The organism is Bacillus sp. 007/AIA-02/001 (assembly GCF_004634455.1).
In the GTDB taxonomy this organism is placed as follows: domain Bacteria; phylum Bacillota; class Bacilli; order Bacillales; family Bacillaceae_G; genus Bacillus_A; species Bacillus_A cereus.
This window is the reverse complement of record NZ_SEIY01000005.1, coordinates 187632-209582: the sequence shown is the minus strand read 5'-3', so window position 1 is coordinate 209582 and position 21951 is coordinate 187632. Positions and strand designations below refer to the sequence as shown.

Genomic DNA, 21951 nt, shown 5'->3' with positions numbered 1-21951 from the left:
CTCCTTAATCGTTCGTCTTGTATGTAGAACGATTAAGGAGGGATTTTATTATGAATACATTTGATATAGCAATTGTTGGCGGTGGGCTTGCTGGATTAACAGCATCTATATATTTAGCGAAAGCTGGAAGGAAAGTGATTGTATTAGAAAAGTCCAGTCAATTCGGTGGCCGAGGGATGACTACAAATAAAAATGGAATCTGCATGAATCTTGGTGCACATGCTTTATATAGAGGCGGGGCAGCGTTTATAACTTTTAATGAGCTTGGTATGACTCTTCCAGGTGGAATACCATCTACAAAAGCACATGGAATATGGAAAGGGGATATATTCACTATCCCAACAGATTTTTACTCAATTTTATCAACACCACTACTTTCTTGGTCTGCAAAAGTACAATTCTCACGTCTTATGATTCGTTTAGGAAATTTAGATGTAGGAGAAGTTCCGAAAATGAGTCTAACTACATGGGCAGAAAATGAAATAAAAGATCCAATGGTTCGCAATATATTTTATGCGCTATGCCGAACAACAACATATACGTTTGCTCCTACAATACAATTAGCATCATCTGTACTAAAGCAAATACAGCTTTCTATAAAAGAGGGAGTGCTTTATGTAGATGGTGGTTGGGAGACGATAATAACAAAATTAAGAGCTATAGCGAATGATATCGGGGTGCAGTTTTTGGCTAAAAAGCATGTTGTGGAAATTGAGCATTCCGAAGGTAAACAAAGAATACATTGTGTTGATGATGAGGTTTTTGAAGTAGGCGCAGTCATCGTGACGACTCCGCCGAAAGAAGCTTGTAAAATAATAAAAGGTGCAGAAGGAACAAGTTTGCATAGATGGAGTGAACAATCTGTACCGGTTACTGTTGCTGCATTAGATATTGGCTTGAGACAATTACCCAATCCTACACATCAATTTGTATTAGGATTAGATCAACCTATATTTTTCACAAATCAATCGAGAGCAGCTAAATTAAGTGAAGATGGATCAATTGTAGTGAGTCTAATTAAGTACTATAATCCTGTACTCGAGATGAATCATATTCGTGATGATAAAGAACAGTTGGAAAGTACGATGGAGTTGTTACATCCAAATTGGAAAAGAGAAGTTGTTGCACAGCAATATTTACCGAAAATAACAGTAGTACATGATTTTCCTCATATTGACCGTGTTGAAAAAGCGAGCCCTAATATACCTGAAATGCCAGGTGTTTATGTTGCAGGAGATTGGGTAGGGCATGATGAAGTATTAGCTGATGCTGCGGTAGCAAGCGGGAAGCGTACAGCGTTATACATTTTAAAGCAATATGAAAGTGAGGCAGTTCATCATGGAAACGGAGCAGTTATATGAAGCGTATCAACCATTATTATTTTCGTTAGCATACAGAATCCTTGGGAGTGTTATGGATGCTGAGGATATCGTTCAGGATGTATTTATCTCGCTAAATAATATAGAAGATCCTCAATCTATAGAAAATATGAAAGCATATTTATGTAAGATGGCGACAAATCGTTCAATTGATAAATTACGATCGGCAGCGCATAAACGTAACGTGTATGTAGGGATGTGGTTGCCAGAGCCAATTGTAGAAGAGAGTGATGAGCCATCAAAGTCATTTATAATGAAAGAATCCCTTTCCACCGCATATTTATTACTTTTACAACAATTATCTGAGGTAGAAAGGATTGTTTTCATATTAAGAGAAGTTTTCAGTTATGAATACGAAGAAATAGCTTCAATTGTTGATAAGAGTAGTGTAAACTGCAGGAAGATCTTTCAACGTGCTCGAAAAAGCATGTTGGAGAAACCGAGGCAATCAAAATTAAGCACGGAGAAAATGGCTTCTTATGTTGAAAAGTTTGTATCATCATTACAGTGTGGGGATGCGGAAGGTATGTTAGAAGTATTAAAAACAGATGCTATACTCAAAGCTGATGGTGGTGGTAAAGTTACGACTGCGATTAACCCGATTTATTCTGCGGATCGAATTATACGTTTGTTCTTTGGGATTGCACAACGATTGACAGAAGAGTACACTGTTGATTTCAAAATGGTCAATGGTATACCAGGAGTTATAGTTACAATAAATAATAAAGTAACTTATGTTCTTTCGTTTGTATTTGAGGATGAGAAAATTTCAAATATTTATATGATGGTTAACCCTGAAAAACTTATGCATTTAAATGTAAAAATATAAAAAAGCGCATTTCTTCAGAAATGCGTTTTTTATTATTTTTCTAACATTTCAAGAGGTACATCTTTTTCGCCAGCTACCTCAAATTTAATTTCCCCGTCTTCTTCATAAATACGTGTAATAATCGGTATAGTAATCATTAATTTTTTATGCTGCTTTCGTTTTCTAGCAGCATCTAAGCTAATCACGTTCATTTGTAAGCATCCTTTCTTCTGGAAATATATAGACAAAGAAAATGCGTCCGAAAAGGGCGCTTAATTGAATTTGAAATACCGATTCATTTAAATGGGGTTTATATAATTTAATAACTGCAATTTTAATATGAAATAATATAAATGGAATAATTGCACGTAGAAATTAACTTTACCAAAAAACGAAACAATATGCTATAAAAAAATTCAAATCTTTGTCATATAACAGGAAAAAGGTTTTTGTTTCGCATATAATGAAAGTAGACGGGCAGCAAGAGCTTTTTCATCATATTGCTTTGGAAAGGCGATGAAAAAAATGGATACGTTAGATTCATTATTATTTCAACTTGAACAATATGGAGAAGAGCATGATCGAAATAAAAAAACAAGGGAAGAAAAATTACGGAATATTACTCGTGAGATGGGGCAATTTTTATCAATTTTAGTAAAAGGGTGTAGCGCAAAAAACATTTTAGAAATCGGAACTTCTAATGGTTATTCTACATTGTGGTTAGCTAATGCGGTAGAAGAAACAAATGGAAATGTAACAACTGTAGAGCTTTCTTCAGAACGAGTTGGAGAGGCACTTGTCAATTTTGAAAAGGCAAACCTTTTACAAAGGATTGATGTTCATAATCAAGAAGCAGGGGCATTTTTAGATGCGCAATTAGATCATTCATTTGATTTTATTTTCCTAGATTCAGAGCGTACGCAATACATGTGGTGGCTTGAGCATATAAAACGCATTTTACAACCAAAGGGTTTTCTTGTTGTTGATAACGCAACCTCTCATGCAAATGAATTAGCCGAGTTTAAAAAAATGATAGAAGAAGATGAAATGTTTGAAACGGTGTTATTGGCATTTCAAAATGGAGCATTCGTAGCGCGCAAGAAGAAATAGGAGTGAGCGCAATATAATTATCACATTGAAAAAGGGTGTATGTCAAAAGATTGAGTACAGAAGGATAGAAGAACATAATTTATATACGTAACATACGAAGAATCCGCCTTCAGCATGTCGTTCTCTAGGTCTTAAGTCTGAGGAAAATTATGTTGATTACAGGTATACTTATAGTAAGAAACAGGGAATGACTGCATAAACAGGCATTTCTAAAAAAATCGATTTCAAGCAGTCAGAATGTATATGAAATACGATATAATTGATGAAATATAGTGCATATAAATTCGCACATATAAATAAAGGAGCGATTTTGTTGACTGAACTCGAGAAAAAAGAACCTGTATCCATTGTGAAAGATAATAATGTAGAAGTAGTAGTTGATACAGTTATAAAAGATGAAGAATTAGAGGAACTAAATAAAGAAGCTGATCTTTATGTACAAAAGTTAAATAGCGAGCAAAATACAGATTTATCAAAAGTATTGTCTCAGCTAGGAGATTTAGGGGATAAAGAGCAACAGGCAGCAGGACAAACGTTATCAGCTTTAAAACGCCCTGTAACAGCGATGATGAATGGGAAAAATGAAGAAATTCCAAATACATTGTTAGAATTACGGAAAGTGGTATCAGAGCTTGATCCCAATTCACTTAAAGCAAGTGGTATGAAGAAAATAATGTTTAAAGTATTCAAGAAAAATCCACTTGAAACATATGTGCATAAATACCAATCTATAGATAAACAAATCGAGGAAATTATTAGATCCCTTCTAATTGGCCGTGATAACTTACAAGAGGATACAGTTGGTCTTGAAATGTTAAAAGAACAATCGCACGATAAAATTCATGCGCTTGATAAACAAGTATACTTAGGGAAAAAGCTTGCTGGCATGCTTGAAGCTGAGAAACAAAACCCAGAGCGTCAAAGAGATATTCCATTAATTAACGATGCGTTAGAAAAGATACTTGTACGTACACGTAATATGCAGCAAGCGAAAAGTGTTTTATTACAATCTATCGCATCTGTAGACATTATTAAGAAAAATAATGAAAAGTTAACAGAGGCAATTCGTAATGCAATTACGATGACGCAAAACGTTGTAACGGTTTCAGCTGCTATTCAGTTAGCGTTAACAAATCAACGGAAAACAATCGATGCAGTGAATGCGACAAATGAAGCAATTGAATCGATGGTATTAAGTAATTCTCAAGCGTTAAAACAAAATACAGAAGAAACGACAAAATTGCTTGAAAACCCTGCTATTAGCATGGATAAATTACGTGAATCATTCCAAAATGTGTTCGCTGCAATTGAAGCATCTGAAAAATCGTCAGAACGTATTATCGAGTCAAGTAAGAAGTTCGTTATTGAACTAGACACATTTAATGATGAGATGAAGCAGAAACTCATTCAGCGTCCAAGGAAATAACGGATTATTAGAGGAGGTGAACAAATGAGTTTCATTCAAACAGTATTATTACTACTCGGTACATTGCTTTTAATAGCATTTACTGTCGTTGTTTTAGTCGTATATTTCGGACGGAAGCTGTATTTTTCATGGACGAAGCCATATAAAAGAGCGCAAGATTCTTTAGACAAGTTATCAAACAAATCAATACCGTTTCTACAAGAATTTACACAACATCCACTGTTTTATCGCTGGATTCGCACTGAAGGAAAGAAAGAACAAAATACATTAAATACTCTATTTTGTGCATCAGGTCAACGTACGAGAGAACAAGTCTTCTCGATGTTACCGAAAGAAAAGCAGAAAAAAGTGCATGTAATGGCAAAAACTACGAAAAAGCTTACGAATGAAGATATTGATGTAGCTGCGATGAAAGTGAAAGATTTCTTAAGACAAGAAACACAGCAAACTGTAAAACCGACAGACTTATCATTTTACAAATTGTATTTTTATGACCGTTATCCAGACGCATTAAATACAATTCAAGCGTATAAACGCTCAATAAATCCTTCATTACAAAGAACGGTTGATGATATTACAATTTCAGTATTGAATGCACTTCCGTACTATCAAGAGCAACGCATGTTTGAACAACAACATAAACTTGAAACGTTCTTAATGAAAGATTTAACGGCCATGTTATCGTTGGTAGTACAATTACCACCTTCACAAAGACCAGAGAAGGAAGAAGAACTGAAAATCTACTTGGAAAATTTCCAAAAAGAAATGGAAGTAGTAGAGCGAGATATTCGCGATTCAATTGATCACGATTTAAATGTGAAGATGAGAGCAGCGACTGAGAAGTTTAAGAATAAATAACAAAAAGCGCCTTAAAAGCTAAGTATCACAGCTTTAGGGCGCTTTTTGTTATGAGATTTTATTTTGCACTAACGGTAGTATGACTAGAAGCCACACTTTCATTATGCAATCGATCAACTGCAGTTACGACATACGTATACGTTTCTCCAGAAATAACGGTTTTATCTACATAAATTTCTCCAAGTTTTGTTTTTCTTACAGTAGTAAGTAAATTTTTCGGATTTTGTATATCCACTTCATTTTTCCCATTCGCGCGGTAAATAGCGTAATAAGCAGAATCATTATCTCTATTGTCAATGATGCCAATTGCAATACCTTCATTTCTTGGAATGGCACCTTTTAAAGTCGGTTGTTTTGGTGGATCATGATCAATCCAAGGCATAGGCGGGATTAATGCAGGATATTTATATATGTCTTTTGAGAGTCTATCCTTAACTCCAAGTGGATTGTTATTAATATCTTTTAAGCTAAAATGCATACTACCTTTTATTTCAGGATATAGCCGGTTTAATGCAATTTGTCTTGGATATTCTTCTGGATCAGACCAAGCAGGGACGGAGTTATTATTAATTTTATAGGCCGCTTGACCGATGTATAGGTGAATCGGTTTGTTATTTGTTTCTTTAACCCACCAATCTACTAATATGTCATATGCAGCTGGGGTGAAACCTATATTCCAATATATTTGCGGTGTAATGTAGTCAATATATCCTTTTTGTATCCACTCACGTGTGTCAGCATAAAGGTCATCATAGTTTCTTTGGCCTGCGGTTGTGTTAGAGCCAGTCGGATCGTCAGCTATATTTCTCCATACGCCGAACGGACTAATGCCAAACTTTACATATGATTTTTCTTGTTTTATAGCAGTATTTAAATCTTTTACAAGTTCATTTACATTGTTACGTCGCCAATCTTCTATATTTGTAAATCTACCGTTATTATATGTTTCGTACGTTTTCTGATCTGAAAATTCTTCACCGGCTACTTTATATGGATAAAAATAATCATCCATATGCAGCGCATCAATATCGTAATTTTGCACGATTTCTAAAGCACCTTCTGTTATAAATTTTTTCACTTCTGGAATACCGGGATTGTAATATAACTTTCCGCCATAAGGGACAACCCAATTGGGATGTTGCCTTGCAGGGTGATTATTTGATAATCGATTTATATCGGTGTGATTCATCGTTATTCGGTATGGGTTAATCCAAGCGTGGAATTCTATATTTCTTTTATGAGTTTCTTCAATCATAAATGCAAGCGGGTCATAACCAGGATCTTTTCCTTGTGTTCCTGTAATGTATTCAGACCAAGGACCGTAATTTGAAGGATAGAAAGCATCAGCGGTTGGTTTAATTTGTACAACAACTGCATTCATACCAGTGCTTTTTACATCGTCTAATAATCTTATAAATTCTTGTTTCTGTTTTTCAATGGGTAAGCCAGTTTTTGAGGGCCAATCAATATTCAGAACAGATGCAATCCATACAGCACGTAATTCATGTTTTTTGTATGCAGTATTTACTTCAGCATAAGTAGAGTGAGGGGGAATGAAAGAGAAAGGGATGAACAAGATGACGATACAACATATCATTAATAAACGTTTAACGATCATTTATACGCCTCCCTATCATATGATTATTTAAAATAATATAGGAGGCGAGGTTGACTTTGCAATAGAGAAAATTGCATATTGAAACATTAATTTAATAGGAAAAATATTTTTAATGAAATTTACTTTCATTATAACTAAATTCATTTACTACTTCATATGCTTGTTAGTAAAGTGAAACTTCCTTTCATTTGAAGGGTAATAAATTATAAGTATAGGAGGATTAATAAATGAAAGTTTTGTTCGTCTGTTCTGGAGGAATGTCCAGTGCAATTGTTGTAAACGCTTTAAAAAAAGAAGCGGAGAAAAATGGTGTGAACATGGAAGTGCATGCAATTGGAACGAATGAGGTAGAGGAAGAAGTAAAGAATGGCTGGGATGTCGTAATGGTGGCACCTCAAATAAGACACCGATTTGACTCTGTAAAAAAATTTGCAGAGGAGGAATCTATTCCGTGTGGCATCATTCCACCGCAAGCATACACGCCACTTGGAGGCCCGACTTTATTAAAAACTGTAAATGAATTAATTAGTTAGGAGGAAGCGTTATGAATAAGTTTGTCACGTTTCTTGATAAAAACTTATCTGGCCCGATGGCAAGGCTTTCTGAGCAGAGGCATCTACAAGCAATCCGTGATGGAGTTATTTCGGCGTTACCATTTATTATAGTAGGAAGCTTTTTTTTAATAGTAGCATTTCCACCACTGCCGAAAGATAGTTTCATATCGGTTTGGGCATTAAAGAATCAAACAAGTATATTGATACCATATCGTTTAACTATGTTTATTATGTCCTTATATATAGCATTTGGAATAGGATATAATTTAGCGAAAAGTTATAAATTAGATGCTTTATCAGGAGCACAGCTTGCGGTATGTTCACTACTTTTAACATTAACGCCTGAGTTAATTGATAAAAAAGGATTCATGCTTCCGATGACAAATCTTGGAGGTCATGGATTATTTGTGACGATGATCGTCTCTATTTTATCAGTTGAGATTTTAAGGTTTTGTAAGAAGAATAACGTAACGATAAAAATGCCAGAACAAGTACCATCGTCAGTATCACGTTCATTTGAAGCACTTATACCTGCAGCATTCGTTATTATTATGATGAGTCTTATTACAGTCGTTTTTAAAGTTGATTTACATTACGTTGTAGATAAACTAGCCGCACCGTTAGTAAAAGCTGGTGATAGTTACTTTGGCGTTATTATACCTGTATTTTTAATTACGTTTTTCTGGTCTTTCGGGATACACGGAGTATCAGTTGTAGGTACTGTGGCAAGGCCACTTTGGGATGTGTATTTAGGAAAGAACGGTGAAGCTGTAGCAAGTGGAGCGAGTCATTTTCCGTTTATTGCACCAGAACCGTTTTATCAATGGTTTATTTGGATTGGTGGTTCGGGTGCAACGTTAGGGCTTGTGTTAGCTATGATTGTATTTGGTCGATCAAAATATTCAAAAGCATTATCGAGAACATGTATTGTCCCTGGGATTTTTAATATAAATGAACCGGTTATATTCGGTTTGCCGATTGTATTAAATCCAATTTTAATTATTCCTTTCGTCATTACCCCGTTAGTAACAGCTACTATAGCGTATGCTGCAACCGCAATGGGATTTGTAACACCAACGCATATTATGCCGCCATGGACATTACCTGCTCCAATTGGTGCATATTTAGCAACAGGTGGAGATTGGCGTGCGATTGTATTAGTTTTTATAAATATAGCAATATCGTTCCTTATTTATTTACCATTCTTTAAAATGTACGACAAAAATATGCTTGAAATCGAAAAGAATGGTGACGGAGAGTCGGTTAATCCTTAATCTGCATGCTGTTATTTTGAGTGATAGACTTTTTGTCTATCACTTCTTTCACATTAAAACTAGAAAGGGGGAAATAGAATGAATATAAAATTTAGTTATAAAGGTGTGTTTTTATTACTATTTGGAGTGATTTGTGCAAATTTACTTTTTGTCCCTTTATTAGGCATGCTAAATTTATCACAAATGCATAGTATTTGGCTCGTTACAAGTATTGCGGCAAGCGTTTTGCTTACGGTAGTTGTTTCTTTCATTGATGGATCGTTTGCATCGAAAGCTCAGTTGTTTTTTAGATTTATATTGTTTTCGATTGGTTGTACGTTGGTTACTTACATGATTGTTTTTTAGTAAATAGGAGGTCATGCATGTTATGTATGTTGCAGGGGTAATGTCCGGTACTTCGTTAGACGGAATAGATGTAGCACTCGTTCATATAGATGGAAGCGGTGTAGATTCTAAAGTTGAACTCATCCATTTTACTACTGTGCCATTTTGTAATGATATGAAAAATGATATCCAGCAGGCATTATCAATAGAAAATTCAAATGTACAACTTATATGCAGTTTGAATTTTAAACTCGGTTTACGCTTCGCAAACGCTGTAAAGGAAGTTTGTAAAGAGGCCAATTTTCCTTTGAGACAATTAGATTTAATTGGTTCTCACGGACAAACGATTTATCATCAGCCACAGCAAGATGGAGGTATGATTCCTTCTACATTACAAATTGGAGAACCAGCAATTATAGCGTATGAAACGAATACGACGGTTATTTCTAATTTTCGAACGATGGACATGGCAGCTGGAGGACAAGGAGCACCACTTGTATCATATTCAGAGATTATTTTATATCGTCACCAAACTAAAAATAGACTACTACAAAATATCGGCGGGATTGGTAATGTGACTGTAATACCAAGTCAACTAAGTGAGAAAAGCGTTATAGCATTTGATACAGGTCCAGGTAATATGGTAATGGATGAAGTATGTCAAAGGTTATTTCAGTTGTCATATGATCAAAATGGTAACATTGCAAAACAAGGAGTAGTTGTAGAAGAGGTTTTGACATATTGTATGAATCATCCATTTTTGAAAATGAATCCACCGAAATCAACTGGTAGAGAACAGTTTGGAGAAGAATTTGTCAGTGAGTTATTAAAGCGGTTTGAAAAGCATAGTAAAGAAAATATATTGACGACTGTCACAAGGTTTACAGCAAGTTCAATTGTTTATCATTATAAGGAGTTTATTCTGCCGTATTATGAAATCGATGAGGTAATTCTAGGTGGTGGCGGAAGTTATAATGATACACTTGTAGAAATGATACGGCATGGATTGAAAGAAGAAAAATGTGCATTATTCCTTCAAGAAGATATAGGCTATTCTTCAGAATCGAAGGAAGCAATCGCCTTTGCCATTTTAGCAAATGAAACATATCATCGTAATCCAAGTAATGTGCCGAGCGCAACAGGTGCTAAGAATTCCGTAATTTTAGGGAATATAACATTCCCTCCATACGCAGATGAAAATGAGGCGAACATATGAAGTATATGATTGGAGTAGATGGCGGGGGAACGAAGACAGAGGCAATTGCATTTGATCAAGATGGAAATGAAGTTGTAAGGGGTACGAGCAGATTTGGAAATGTATTAATAGATTTTGACCAGGCACTTTTGCATATTATGGAAGCAATTAATCAATGCCAGAAGAGTTTAATGAATGAGCATTGCGTTTGTATTTGTTTAGGATTAGCTGGTATAAGCGGAGGGAATACAAATGAATTAACATTACGTTTAAAAAAGAAATACGGAACAAAAATTGAAATTTTTAATGATGCAATGATCGCGCATGCAGCTGCTTTAAAAGGTAAGGAGGGAATATTAACTATAGGTGGTACAGGTGCAATTTGTATCGGAAAGAAAGGGGAAGTATATCAGTATAGCGGTGGATGGGGACATATTTTAGGAGATGAGGGGAGCGGATATTGGATTGCATTACAAGCTTTAAAGAAAATGGCAATTCAGTTCGATCAAGGAATCAGTCTTTGTCCATTGAGTTTGAACATTCAAAGGCAGTTTCAACTTTTGACACCGTCTCATATAAAAAGCTTAGTATATACTTCTTCTAAAGATAAAATTGCAGCAATCGCGCCATTAGTTATTCAGGAAGCGAGAAATGGGAATGATGATGCACGTGAAATTATCTTGCAAGCTGCTAAGGAATTAACGAGAATTACAGTGAATATTTACAATAAAATGAAGTTTGATGTACCAACTTCAATTGCAGTAAGTGGTAGCATAATGCGTTTCGTTCCAGAAATATATGCTGAATTTAAGAAATGCTGTGAGAAAAGTATAGGAAAAGTTACATTTGTATCACAATCCGAACCAGCAGTGAAAGGAACATATTATTTAATGAAGAATTTATATTTAAATAAATAGCTGTATGAGAATTTTTGTATGATTTGTAAAAATATGATGTTAAAATGTATAAAGGGATGTATGTTAAAAACGTACAATATACGTAGTAATTGAATATTGTATATGTAATCCCATGTAGAAAGTGAATGATTACATGATTAATAGTATGCAGTTTTTATATTTGGTGGCTTCTTATTTAATTGGAAACATATTGACCGCTTATATAGTAACAAAATTGAGACATAACGTTGATATTAGGGATGAAGGAAGCGGAAATCCTGGCGCAAGAAATATGGGGCGCGTATATGGAAAAGGGTATTTCATCGCTACATTTTTAGGTGATGCGATTAAAGGGGCAATCGTTGTTGCTGTAGCAAAATATCTTTTTGAAGATCCTACATTCGTAATGTTAACATTATTGTCCGTTATTATTGGACATATTTACCCAGTTTTATTTAAAGGCAAGGGCGGTAAAGGTATTTCAACATTTATAGGAGGACTAATCGCATTTGATTATTTGATAGCGCTTACCCTCTTAGGCATTTTTATTGTATTTTATTTAATATTTAAAGGGTTTACGAAGCCAGGACTAATTACAATTGCTTGTTTACCAATTTGTATGATTCTTTATTCTTATTCTATTGTTACCACTATATTAAGTGGAATGATTATTGTACTTATTCTATATGTGAATCGAGAATAAAATGAATGTTTAATAAGTGGGGATAATCTCCACTTATCATTTTTTATTAAATAGATAAAGGAGATAAGGCATGGGGTTAATTTATAAAGTTGCTGATCAAGATTGGGAATTTGAAAGTATACATAAATTAAATTATAAAACTTTTGTGGAAGAGATACCACAACATGAAGAAACGAAAGACCGGTTTCGTATAGATCGGTTTCATAAAGAAAATACATATTTAATTTGTTTAGATGAGGATAGATTAGTAGGTATGGTCGCAGTGCGGGGAAAACGACCATTCTCGTTAGATTATAAAATCTCAAATTTAGATGTTTATTTGCAAGAGCATGGAGAAAAAATGTATGAAATTCGTTTACTTTCAGTAGAACGTGAATATAGAAATGGAAGAGCGTTGTTAGGATTAATTCGTTTTCTACATCGTTATTTGCTTCTAAATGGATATGAATTAGCACTCATTTCTGCAACAACACGTGAACTAGCTTTATATGAGCAAATGGGATTCAAATCTTTCCATACGTTAGTTGGTACAGAAGAAGCAGCCTTCCAGCCAATGTATGTTACCCCTGCTATGTTTGAAGAGTCGAGTGTTGGGGGGGTTATGACGAAAGAATATACGTTTTTACCTGGTCCAGTAGATATTGAAGAGAACGTTCGAAAGGCATTTTCTACGCGGCCTATTTCGCATCGCTCTAAGTCATTTCAAGTGATGATGGACAATGTGAAAAAACGGTTACTTTATATGACAAAAGCAAAACATGTACAGCTTATGTTAGGAACAGGGACGTTAGCAAATGATGCGATTGCTTTACAGTTACGTTCTTTAAAAGGGAAAGGACTAGTATTAACAAATGGGGAATTTGGTAATAGATTAGTTGGACATGCAAAACGAGCACAGTTACATTTTGATACGTATAAAAAGGAAATGGGAGATCCATTTATTTATACCGAATTAGAAGAAATCATGACAACTGGAAATTATGAATGGATTTGGTTTGTTCATCATGAAACATCTACTGGAATGTTAAACGATTTAAACGAGCTAAATACTCTTTGTAACGAGAATCAAATAAAACTATGTGTAGATTGCATAAGCTCAATTGGAGCAATACCATTAGACTTGAAGGATGTGTATTTTGCGAGTGGTGTTAGCGGTAAAGCGATTAAATCATATACAGGAATTTCTTTCGTTTTTTATAACCACATTGTAAAAATAAACGAGGCTGTGCCAGCCTATATGGACATTGGCATGTATGAAGAAAATGAAAGCATTCCATACTCACAATCATGGAATTTAATTTATGCATTGCAAGAAGCGTTGAAGAGATTTGAAGATGAAAAGGTATTTGTAAAAATTAAAGAGACATACGAATATGTTGAAGAAGTTATTACTGATATGGGCTTAAAGCTTGTTTCACCTAAAGAACATGCCGCGCCAATTATACTTACTATTGTATTAAGCGAAGACCATTCTTCTAAAGTAGTAGGCGATGCATTAGCATTACAAGGATACATCGTTCATTATGAGTCATCTTATTTACAAAAGAATAATTGGATCCAAATTGCATGTTTAAATCATTATAAAGAACGCGATATGAAGAGGATGTTAAATTGTTTGCAAATGTGTTTATTTCAGAGTGGGGTACATATATAAAGATTTTTTCTTTTCGTATAAAGGAGCTACGACTTACGAAAACTTAGAAATAGAACTTTGGAAGAGGTGTCAGTATGATAACTAGAAAACTACCATTACATATAGACGATATTAAAAAAGCTCACAAGATTCTAGATAGAAATGCTCGTAAAACGCCATTAGTAAAATCTTTTTATTTGACTAGTAAAACGGGCGGAGAAATACATTTGAAATTAGAAAATATGCAATTAACGGGTTCTTTTAAATTTCGTGGCGCATTTAATAAAATGTCACGGCTCACGGATCAAGAAAAAGAAAGAGGTGTAATCGCATGTTCAGCAGGTAATCATGCACAAGGAGTTGCATTATCTGCTCATTTACTCGGTATTAAGAGTAAAATTGTTATGCCAATTTCTGCACCTCAGGCAAAAGTTGAAGCAACAAAAGGATATGGATCTGAAGTGATTTTACATGGTGAAACCTTTGATGATGCAAAGGTAAAATGTGAAGAAATTATAAGGGAAACAGGTGAAACATACTTACATCCATATGATGATGTAGAGGTAATGGCTGGTCAAGGTACAATTGGATTAGACATTCTTGATGATATGTGGGATGTAGATACTGTCATTGTACCAATAGGTGGAGGCGGAATTATTTCTGGTATTTCTGTAGCATTAAAATCTTTTAATCCATCCATTAATATAATTGGTGTCCAAGCAGATAATGTTCATGGAATGAAGGCATCTTACGATAAAGGCGCAATCGTAGAACATTATGAGGCTCCTACTATTGCAGATGGTTGCGCAGTTAAAATACCAGGAGAATTAACATTTGAAATTGTAAAAGAATTAGTAGATGATATTGTAACTGTATCAGAAAAAGAGCTGGAAGTAGCGATGAAAGATTTATTACAACGTGGGAAAGCTGTTGTAGAAGGTGCAGGTGCATTAGCAACTGCTGCACTTCTTGCGGGAAAAGTTGATAGTTATATAAAAGGGAAAAAAGTAGTGGCTGTTATATCTGGTGGGAACGTGGACTTACAGCGCATATCAAGTGTATGTGAGCACTTTTTTGTCGCTAATGAAGTGAAATAGTTTTATGAAAGAAGAGCTAAGAGAAATGATCTTAGCTCTTACTTTTTGTCTACCATTTACTGTAAGTAGCAATAAACTTGCAGAATTTGCTGTCTAATGAATTGTTTTATTTAAGCGCCTATTTTTACACATATCTTTAATGTTACAATAATTATTTCAATATTGTCGAAACGTAAGCAGAAATTTAATATAATAGTTTTAATGTGCTAATGAGCGGTGAGGAGGGCAGGTCATGAATAAAGAAGAACAGGTCATGAACGGTTTCAGGGAATTATATAATAAGCTGGTTTGGCTTAATAAAGATAAGATGGAAAAAGGTCTTAAAGGGTTTAAGTCTTCTGAAGTCCACTGTATTGAATATATTGAAAACAATGCAGATTCTAACGTGACACAACTCGCAGAGGCTTTTTATGTGACTCGCGGTGCTATAAGTAGAATGACTAAGAAGCTCATACAAAAAGGCCTTGTTGAAAGTTACCAAAAGTCAGAAAATAAGAAAGAAATTTATTTTAAGCTTACCGAACAAGGGAAAGAAATTTATAAAATCCATGAAAATCTGCACAAAGAGTTTCAAGAGCGGGATAAAGCTGTATTTGAGCAAGTAACTGAAGAAGAATTCGACAGTATAATTAGCTTTGTGGAAAAGTATAGTAGACATTTGGATGCAGAAATAAAGAAACAAGGTATACATATTAAATCGTAATACATTTTAATAATAAAATGGCAGCCTTACTCTAATATGAGAATAGGCTGCTTTTTTATTATTTTATCTTTGTTGACTAATCAACAAAACAGGGTTATTATTTTGTTGACAAAGCAACAAAACATTTTAAGGAGAGAAGTTAAATGTCTATATTTAGATCACAAAATGAAAGGGAAACTGAAAAAAGCATAGATAAACATGCGTTACTATTCGGACTTATTTCTGTATTTCTTTGTGGTATAGGTTTCAGTATCATCATGCCTGTAGTCCCATTCTTAGTACAGCCATATACAAGTAATCCGGAAGAACAAGCATTAGTTGTTACACTACTAACTTCCGTATATGCGGCCTGCGTGTTTTTAGCTGCTCCAGCACTCGGGGGTTTAAGCGATAAGTATGGCCGTCGTCCATTACTTTTAATATGCTTATTTGGTTCTGCAATTGGGTACTTGGTTTTTGGCATAGGAGGAGCTTTATGGGTATTATTTGCTGGACGGATAATAGAAGGTATAACAGGTGGGAGCATAAGTACTATCTTCGCATATTTTGCAGACATCATTCCGAAAGAGCAGAGAACGAAATACTTTGGATGGGTGAGTGCAGTTGTAGGTGCGGGAACTATTATTGGACCAACTCTTGGGGGTTTACTTGCAAAGTTTGGTCATTCTGTACCTTTATACTTTGGAGCGTTCATAACTTTATTAAATGTTTTATATGGTATGAAATACATGCCTGAGAGTCTTGACAAAAATAACAGGTTAAAAGAGATTACTTTTGTAAGGTTAAATCCTTTTGCACAGCTAGCAAATATACTTTCCATGAAAAATTTAAAATGGTTACTTATCTCAGCGTTTTTACTTTGGATACCTAACGGATCTTTACAAGCAATTTTCACGCAATTTACAATAGATACTTTCAGTTGGAAACCTGCATTAATCGGACTTATGTTTTCAATTTTGGGCTTTCAAGACATTGTTTCACAAAGTTTTATCATGCCAAAGCTTTTAATCAATCTTAGTGATAAACAAATAGCTATTCTTGGGATGGTTTCGGAGATTATAGGATACAGTTTTATTGCGGCATCAGCTTTGTTTTCACTCTATCCACTACTAATCGTTGGAATGCTAATGTATGGTTTTGGGGATTCAATTTTCGGGCCTTCATTCAACGGGATGCTTTCAAAGTCTGCCAGTTCTAGTGAACAAGGAAGGATTCAAGGTGGAAGCCAATCTATTCAAGCTTTAGCAAGAATGATTGGTCCTATTCTTGGAGGACAAATCTATGTATCACTTGGTCATGCCGCACCTGCTTTTATGGGTATGATTCTTATAGTAGCGGCAATAGCAGTTTTGTATAAGGGAACGTATGAAACTGTATAACAGATAGATATAAGAACAAATAAAAGGGAGTCAGAACTTAGGAACAAGTGCTGATTCCCTATTTGTTTACGGTTTGAGAGCTAAGAGAAATGCTTTTGTTTAGGAATTTATTCTGCTATGCTCTCATGGTGAAGGGTAATATTCAGTGAGGTGGAACTATCATTAATTACAGTTAGCTTTATTTGAAAGTAAAAAGGTAGGTAAATGACTAGATAATTTCATTATGCTTGTGCTGAAGTAAATAATGACTCCATCTTTACTTTGCTCTTTTCTCGAATTTCAGCATCTGCGTGTCTCATAACGTATTTATGCGCTACAGCGATTGCTAAAACATCATCTAATAACCCAATCCCAATAATAGCAGCTATATCTGGAATGAAATCGATTGTTAATACGTAATAAGATAAAGCGGCTAATATTATGAATTTCGCCTTAGTAGGTAATTCTTTCTTTTTCATTGTGTAGAATAAAATAATACTTTCATATACGCTAGATTTACCGAGGTTTACAGAGCTTTTTTTGAACTTTTTCCAAAGTGTCTGTTTCTCCATATAAACACTCCTTTTACAAAACATAGATTTTTTAAAAGGATGGACAAAGAAGTGAGAGATTAATCAATTTTATTGTTTTTCTTAATTATATATTTCCATAAAAATAGGGGATTACCTGTTTAAAATAATATAATGTGGATTATGTAACGATTCATAGTGTTCCGTTACATAGTATATATATTGTAAAATGTATGTGGATGATTTAGTTATTATTATGCATTTTATAAGCGGTATGGGGGAAGCAAAATGAAAATAATAGAACTACCAATTGAATTCGAATTTAACGGGCAAAAACAATGTGTTTATCCAAGTTTAATTATAGTACATAATGAATTAACATTAGTCGATACAGGATATCCAAGTTTTTTACCTTTAATTGAAAATGCAATATTAAAACATGGATATGAGATGAAAAACTTAAAAAATATAATTATTACTCATTATGATGATGATCATCTAGGGGCTTTATATGATTTCAAAGTGAAATATCCTCAAATTAATATTATTGCTAGTGAAATTGAATCTAACTATATTAGTGGTGATATAAAATCAGAGAGGTTAGTTCAAGCTGAAGTAATGTTAGAACGTATGCCAAATGAAGAAAAAGAATTTGGTAAATGGTTTATACAACAGTTAAAAAATATAAAACATATTTCCGTCGATGAAAAAGTGCATGATGGTCAAATGATTTTGAATAATGAATGTCAAATAGTAGCGACGCCAGGACATACTTCGGGGCATATTTCATTATATTTTCCGAATTTAGATTGTGTAATTACGGGAGATGCGGCTGTTCAAGAGAATCGTGAGTTAGTAATAGCTAATCCGAATTTTTGTTTGGATATAGAAAAAGCGAAACAGTCTTTAAACAGGATTAAAAGTTTTAAAGCAGCAGAGTATTATTGCTATCATGGAGGAAAGCTTACTGTATAAATTAATGAAAATCGGTCTTTCCTAAATCGAAAAGATTGGTTTTTAGTTCATATATTTTGCGATTTCAACCAAATCAGTAACATTATATTTCGGTAAAATTGAAATATATATGTAAAGAAGAATATATATAATTTGAGCAAGAGTATAGGGGGGAGAAGATGGGTTCGTTATTTGATGTAATAGCAGATATCATTTTATTTTATCCTCGAAATGACATGAAATTGAAACATCATATCGCAAAATTAAGTGAATTAGAGTGGTTTCGAAATCTACATGAAGATCTGAAGTATACAAGTTTAATTTGGAGTAATAGAAAAATTAAAAGGTATATTTTGACTTCTATAAACATGGAAGCATTAATAAAATCTGAGAAAAAGCAAAAAGAATTTGTTCATCTAGTACAGGATGAATATAAAAAAAGAAGATAAGAATTTTTTTATTTTTCATATTTGGCGAAACAAATGGTACAATGAAAGCTAATGTGAAAAATAAGGAAAAGAAGTGGTCTATTTGAAAAACTTTTTAGAATTAGGAATTAGTGAAACTTTTAATCATACATTACGTGAAAATGGAATTACAGAAGCAACACCAATTCAAGAGAAGGCAATTCCTGTTATTATGTCAGGTAAAGATATTATTGGGCAGGCGAAAACAGGAACGGGTAAAACGTTAGCATTCGTGTTACCGATTTTAGAAAAAATCGATCCAGAGTCTAGTGATGTTCAGGCCTTAATTGTTGCACCAACAAGGGAACTAGCTCTGCAAATTACAACTGAAATTAAAAAAATGCTTGTTCAAAGAGAAGATATTAATGTACTAGCGATTTATGGTGGGCAAGATGTAGCACAACAATTGAGAAAATTAAAAGGTAATACACATATTGTTGTTGCAACACCAGGACGATTATTAGATCATATACGACGTGAAACAATTGATTTAAGTAATCTTTCAACGATTGTACTAGATGAAGCGGATCAAATGCTTTATTTCGGTTTCTTATATGATATTGAAGATATTTTAGATGAGACACCAGGTAGTAAACAAACGATGTTATTCTCAGCAACGATGCCAAAAGATATTAAAAAATTAGCGAAACGTTATATGGATGAGCCGCAAATGATTCAAGTACAAAGTGAAGAAGTAACGGTTGATACAATTGAGCAGCGTGTCATTGAGACGACAGACCGTGCAAAGCCAGATGCACTTCGTTTTGTTATGGATCGTGATCAGCCATTTTTAGCTGTTATTTTCTGTCGTACAAAGGTTAGAGCAAGTAAGCTTTATGATAATTTAAAAGGATTAGGTTATAATTGTGCTGAACTTCATGGTGATATACCTCAAGCGAAACGTGAAAGAGTTATGAAGAGTTTCCGCGAAGCTAAAATTCAGTACTTAATCGCAACGGATGTAGCAGCTCGTGGACTTGATGTAGATGGTGTAACGCACGTATTTAACTTTGACATCCCTGAAGATGTAGAAAGTTATATTCACCGTATTGGCCGAACAGGACGTGCAGGTGGATCAGGTCTTGCAATTACGTTCGTTGCAGCGAAAGATGAAAAACATTTAGAAGAAATTGAAAAAACGCTTGGTGCACCAATACAAAGAGAAATAATCGAACAACCGAAGATAAAACGTGTAGATGAAAACGGAAAACCGGTACCAAAGCCAGCTCCGAAGAAATCAGGTCAAAATCGTCAAAGAGATAGCCGCGAAGGTTCAAGAAGTGAATCAAGACGTGATTCAAGAAATAGCTCAAGAAGTGATTCAAGAAATAGTTCTAGAAATGAAAATAACCGATCATTTAATAAGCCAAGTAATAAAAAAGGTAGTACAAAGCAAGGTCAGCAAAGACGTGGCCGTTAAATAGTTATAATTGTAAAAGAGTCGCAAAATATTGTGGCTCTTTTTTGTTTGTATACAACAAGGATGATGGCAAGAAAAAAACAAAATTTCATTCACCGCATTTGAAATTTATAAAGGGAATTTTATAGTCCAAAACCATTAGTGCAAGGGTATTACTATCATTCAGCAGAACACTTTGGTTAAAAGAAAAGGTATTGAAGCGAGCGAGTATTTTCATTATACATTCCGCAATTATTGAAATAGAACAAGAGAAGTTTATGAAGGATTAAACTCGTATTGGTGTACGATCGTTGGAAACTGGAAAACTAATTTGTTAGTTTTGATCGATGAGGAACTCGAGAAGCACCACTGCCATCCTTATGGGGAAATTGCTTACGACGACGATGAAGGTAATGTAGTGATAATATGCGAAATAAGAAAAAAGGACTAGCAGTCGTACCTGCCGTCCTTTAATAGGAGAAAAGTAATCTTGTTTAGAACTACGCATAAACAGAAAATCTGCTTGTAATTAGTTTTACCCTAAATATACGTGTCTATACAAAAAAGGGATAAGTAAAAGATACTTATCCCCGGAAGGGAAATCCCAAGCACCAAAATGGCTCGTATTGGTCTGCAGGTTCAAAAGTAGTATATGTAAAACGAAAAATCTCATACAAAAAGCAGACAACGATTTTGGTTGTCTGCCAGTGAGTTCAATGAGTTAGCTAATTGTGATAATTTGCATCCCCATTGCGAGAAGAGTGAAGCTGCTAGTTCAAACAGCTTGTTGGTATTATTTTCGATTTCTTAAAAAATATACAGAGAAAGTAGATAAGTGAAGAACCTACCTGTTTTTGCTGTAACAAAAGAAAGAGGTATTGGCCGTGGACACGGCGGCTTGAAAATAGTATGTATTTTTATTTGGAAAATATTCACGGGGTGAAGAAACGTGGAATGTTTGATAAAGGTGTTTGTGAAATTAATCAGCTAATTAGTAAAACAAAATAGTTATTTGGAAGAAAAGGAAAATGAATATGAGATGAATTGAAGCTGTTGAAAAATTACTTGAAGTGATGAAAGAATGCTTTTGGAACGGAACATCTTTAAAGGGTGAAGCTAATGATTTTAATATTGTATCTTGGCTGATTGAAGAAGCGACGCGTAAAACAAAATAAAGATTTCATTTTGTAGCAATGGAGAATAGATATGTGTACTTATTGGGGGAAAGTAGATAAAGAGTTCTTTAAGAGGCAAGAACCGGAACAAAATAAAAGAGCGGCTAGCAAAAGCTAACTGCTCAATACAAGGAGATACAGAGAAGACTACTTTAAATGAATGTTGGCATACAGCCCACATTCAGTATTGACCGAATATTTATTTTAAATTCAATTTATTTAAAGTAAACATCCCAACAGATAAAATGGTTGCGCCTGCTACAGAACCTAGCCAGTCTCTCCAGCCTAATGTATTTAAAGATGCATCTGTTAAATCCGTAATTAAGAAGATAGCAAACATTAATACACCAAATGCTAAGCATCCCCAAAATGTTTGCAAATATTTAATCATCTTCTTTCGGAACTTGCTCATATAAATCACCCTTATTAATAATTTATATTTTTATAAATAAATTATCACATATACAAAAATTAAAAGTGCGAAATATGC

Annotated in this window: 22 protein-coding genes; 18 read left to right on the top strand and 4 right to left on the bottom strand. The window is 34.3% G+C overall.

The annotated features are described in order from the left end of the window. Window positions 1-50 precede the first annotated feature (50 nt). Window positions 51-1361, top strand: a complete 1311-nt coding sequence (locus tag ES895_RS14265) for a phytoene desaturase family protein (RefSeq protein ID WP_135238429.1) — start codon at window positions 51-53, stop codon at window positions 1359-1361. Next, window positions 1339-2208, top strand: coding sequence for a sigma-70 family RNA polymerase sigma factor (locus tag ES895_RS14260; protein WP_135238428.1), 870 nt, complete (start codon window positions 1339-1341; stop codon window positions 2206-2208). Before ES895_RS14265 ends, ES895_RS14260 begins: the two co-directional genes overlap by 23 nt. A 32-nt stretch (window positions 2209-2240) precedes the next feature. Here ES895_RS14260 and ES895_RS29305 read toward each other — a convergent pair whose 3' ends face one another. Beyond that, entirely contained in the window at window positions 2241-2399 is a 159-nt protein-coding gene (locus ES895_RS29305) for a hypothetical protein (protein WP_001100984.1), read from the bottom strand. A 304-nt stretch (window positions 2400-2703) separates the two neighbouring features. Here ES895_RS29305 and ES895_RS14255 point away from each other — a divergent pair, with 304 nt between their 5' ends. From ES895_RS14255 to ES895_RS14245, 3 genes are all read left to right on the top strand, one after another. Next, window positions 2704-3297: an O-methyltransferase gene (locus ES895_RS14255; protein WP_002005067.1), complete on the top strand. Its 594-nt coding sequence runs from the start codon at window positions 2704-2706 to the stop codon at window positions 3295-3297. A gap of 313 nt (window positions 3298-3610) precedes the next feature. Then, complete coding sequence (locus ES895_RS14250; RefSeq protein WP_000137407.1) at window positions 3611-4723, top strand: toxic anion resistance protein; 1113 nt, start codon at window positions 3611-3613, stop codon at window positions 4721-4723. A 24-nt stretch (window positions 4724-4747) separates the two neighbouring features. After that, window positions 4748-5581, top strand: coding sequence for a DUF3974 domain-containing protein (locus ES895_RS14245; RefSeq protein WP_000008378.1), 834 nt, complete (start codon window positions 4748-4750; stop codon window positions 5579-5581). Between the two features lie 58 nt (window positions 5582-5639). Here ES895_RS14245 and ES895_RS14240 read toward each other — a convergent pair whose 3' ends face one another. Continuing rightward, window positions 5640-7199, bottom strand: coding sequence for a glycoside hydrolase family 10-like protein (locus ES895_RS14240; protein ID WP_135238427.1), 1560 nt, complete (start codon window positions 7197-7199; stop codon window positions 5640-5642). A 227-nt stretch (window positions 7200-7426) separates the two neighbouring features. On the opposite strand from ES895_RS14240, the gene ES895_RS14235 reads away from it, so the two are divergent. The 10 genes from ES895_RS14235 to ES895_RS14190 all read left to right on the top strand — a co-directional run bounded on the left by ES895_RS14235 (window position 7427) and on the right by ES895_RS14190 (window position 16957). After that, a complete protein-coding gene (locus ES895_RS14235) occupies window positions 7427-7732 on the top strand; it encodes a PTS sugar transporter subunit IIB (RefSeq protein ID WP_000865907.1) in 306 nt (101 codons plus the stop codon). An 11-nt stretch (window positions 7733-7743) separates the two neighbouring features. After that, entirely contained in the window at window positions 7744-9027 is a 1284-nt protein-coding gene (locus tag ES895_RS14230) for a PTS sugar transporter subunit IIC (RefSeq protein WP_098375746.1), read from the top strand. 78 nt (window positions 9028-9105) lie between these two features. Next, on the top strand, window positions 9106-9372 hold the full coding sequence (locus tag ES895_RS14225) for a hypothetical protein (protein WP_001021966.1): 267 nt from the start codon (window positions 9106-9108) through the stop codon (window positions 9370-9372). A gap of 22 nt (window positions 9373-9394) precedes the next feature. Next, the gene (gene anmK, locus ES895_RS14220; protein ID WP_135238426.1) at window positions 9395-10567 is read left to right on the top strand and encodes an anhydro-N-acetylmuramic acid kinase AnmK; all 1173 of its coding nucleotides are present in this window, start codon (window positions 9395-9397) and stop codon (window positions 10565-10567) included. Further along, a complete protein-coding gene (locus ES895_RS14215; RefSeq protein ID WP_098279609.1) occupies window positions 10564-11463 on the top strand; it encodes a BadF/BadG/BcrA/BcrD ATPase family protein in 900 nt (299 codons plus the stop codon). The genes anmK and ES895_RS14215 overlap by 4 nt, the downstream gene beginning before the upstream one ends. 133 nt (window positions 11464-11596) lie before the next feature. Next, window positions 11597-12145: a glycerol-3-phosphate 1-O-acyltransferase PlsY gene (gene plsY / locus ES895_RS14210; protein ID WP_000610873.1), complete on the top strand. Its 549-nt coding sequence runs from the start codon at window positions 11597-11599 to the stop codon at window positions 12143-12145. Window positions 12146-12215: 70 nt separating this feature from the next. Next, complete coding sequence (locus ES895_RS14205) at window positions 12216-13799, top strand: aminotransferase class V-fold PLP-dependent enzyme (protein WP_000523052.1); 1584 nt, start codon at window positions 12216-12218, stop codon at window positions 13797-13799. A gap of 74 nt (window positions 13800-13873) precedes the next feature. Then, window positions 13874-14875: a bifunctional threonine ammonia-lyase/L-serine ammonia-lyase TdcB gene (tdcB, locus tag ES895_RS14200; RefSeq protein ID WP_000632959.1), complete on the top strand. Its 1002-nt coding sequence runs from the start codon at window positions 13874-13876 to the stop codon at window positions 14873-14875. Between the two features lie 232 nt (window positions 14876-15107). Next, window positions 15108-15578: a MarR family transcriptional regulator gene (locus tag ES895_RS14195; protein WP_098279608.1), complete on the top strand. Its 471-nt coding sequence runs from the start codon at window positions 15108-15110 to the stop codon at window positions 15576-15578. 143 nt (window positions 15579-15721) lie between these two features. Further along, window positions 15722-16957: an MFS transporter gene (locus ES895_RS14190; protein WP_053513506.1), complete on the top strand. Its 1236-nt coding sequence runs from the start codon at window positions 15722-15724 to the stop codon at window positions 16955-16957. 221 nt (window positions 16958-17178) lie between these two features. Here the strand turns inward: ES895_RS14190 and ES895_RS14185 are convergent, their stop codons facing one another. After that, complete coding sequence (locus ES895_RS14185; RefSeq protein WP_000415089.1) at window positions 17179-17508, bottom strand: YkvA family protein; 330 nt, start codon at window positions 17506-17508, stop codon at window positions 17179-17181. 246 nt (window positions 17509-17754) lie between these two features. Between ES895_RS14185 and ES895_RS14180 the strand changes: the two genes are divergently transcribed. The 3 genes from ES895_RS14180 to ES895_RS14170 all read left to right on the top strand — a co-directional run bounded on the left by ES895_RS14180 (window position 17755) and on the right by ES895_RS14170 (window position 20307). Continuing rightward, window positions 17755-18441 carry an MBL fold metallo-hydrolase gene (locus ES895_RS14180; RefSeq protein ID WP_135238425.1) on the top strand — a complete coding sequence of 229 codons (687 nt, stop codon included), beginning with the start codon at window positions 17755-17757 and terminating at the stop codon, window positions 18439-18441. A gap of 158 nt (window positions 18442-18599) precedes the next feature. After that, a complete protein-coding gene (locus ES895_RS14175) occupies window positions 18600-18869 on the top strand; it encodes a hypothetical protein (protein ID WP_000535034.1) in 270 nt (89 codons plus the stop codon). A gap of 73 nt (window positions 18870-18942) precedes the next feature. Then, window positions 18943-20307 carry a DEAD/DEAH box helicase gene (locus ES895_RS14170; RefSeq protein WP_002196494.1) on the top strand — a complete coding sequence of 455 codons (1365 nt, stop codon included), beginning with the start codon at window positions 18943-18945 and terminating at the stop codon, window positions 20305-20307. A 1353-nt stretch (window positions 20308-21660) separates the two neighbouring features. Here the strand turns inward: ES895_RS14170 and ES895_RS14160 are convergent. Next, the gene (locus ES895_RS14160) at window positions 21661-21873 is read right to left on the bottom strand and encodes a hypothetical protein (RefSeq protein WP_000033159.1); all 213 of its coding nucleotides are present in this window, start codon (window positions 21871-21873) and stop codon (window positions 21661-21663) included. Between the last annotated feature and the right edge of the window lie 78 nt (window positions 21874-21951).

Coding starts and splice junctions, on each gene's coding strand:
- ES895_RS14225 (WP_001021966.1), top strand. CDS start 9,106: ATGAATATAAAATTTAGTTATAAAGGTGTGTTTTTATTACTATTTGGA.
- ES895_RS14265 (WP_135238429.1), top strand. CDS start 51: ATGAATACATTTGATATAGCAATTGTTGGCGGTGGGCTTGCTGGATTA.
- ES895_RS14180 (WP_135238425.1), top strand. CDS start 17,755: ATGAAAATAATAGAACTACCAATTGAATTCGAATTTAACGGGCAAAAA.
- anmK (WP_135238426.1), top strand. CDS start 9,395: ATGTATGTTGCAGGGGTAATGTCCGGTACTTCGTTAGACGGAATAGAT.
- ES895_RS14215 (WP_098279609.1), top strand. CDS start 10,564: ATGAAGTATATGATTGGAGTAGATGGCGGGGGAACGAAGACAGAGGCA.
- ES895_RS29305 (WP_001100984.1), bottom strand. CDS start 2,399: ATGAACGTGATTAGCTTAGATGCTGCTAGAAAACGAAAGCAGCATAAA.
- tdcB (WP_000632959.1), top strand. CDS start 13,874: ATGATAACTAGAAAACTACCATTACATATAGACGATATTAAAAAAGCT.
- ES895_RS14175 (WP_000535034.1), top strand. CDS start 18,600: ATGGGTTCGTTATTTGATGTAATAGCAGATATCATTTTATTTTATCCT.
- ES895_RS14245 (WP_000008378.1), top strand. CDS start 4,748: ATGAGTTTCATTCAAACAGTATTATTACTACTCGGTACATTGCTTTTA.
- ES895_RS14260 (WP_135238428.1), top strand. CDS start 1,339: ATGGAAACGGAGCAGTTATATGAAGCGTATCAACCATTATTATTTTCG.
- plsY (WP_000610873.1), top strand. CDS start 11,597: ATGATTAATAGTATGCAGTTTTTATATTTGGTGGCTTCTTATTTAATT.
- ES895_RS14240 (WP_135238427.1), bottom strand. CDS start 7,199: ATGATCGTTAAACGTTTATTAATGATATGTTGTATCGTCATCTTGTTC.
- ES895_RS14235 (WP_000865907.1), top strand. CDS start 7,427: ATGAAAGTTTTGTTCGTCTGTTCTGGAGGAATGTCCAGTGCAATTGTT.
- ES895_RS14205 (WP_000523052.1), top strand. CDS start 12,216: ATGGGGTTAATTTATAAAGTTGCTGATCAAGATTGGGAATTTGAAAGT.
- ES895_RS14160 (WP_000033159.1), bottom strand. CDS start 21,873: ATGAGCAAGTTCCGAAAGAAGATGATTAAATATTTGCAAACATTTTGG.
- ES895_RS14190 (WP_053513506.1), top strand. CDS start 15,722: ATGTCTATATTTAGATCACAAAATGAAAGGGAAACTGAAAAAAGCATA.
- ES895_RS14195 (WP_098279608.1), top strand. CDS start 15,108: ATGAATAAAGAAGAACAGGTCATGAACGGTTTCAGGGAATTATATAAT.
- ES895_RS14185 (WP_000415089.1), bottom strand. CDS start 17,508: ATGGAGAAACAGACACTTTGGAAAAAGTTCAAAAAAAGCTCTGTAAAC.
- ES895_RS14230 (WP_098375746.1), top strand. CDS start 7,744: ATGAATAAGTTTGTCACGTTTCTTGATAAAAACTTATCTGGCCCGATG.
- ES895_RS14255 (WP_002005067.1), top strand. CDS start 2,704: ATGAAAAAAATGGATACGTTAGATTCATTATTATTTCAACTTGAACAA.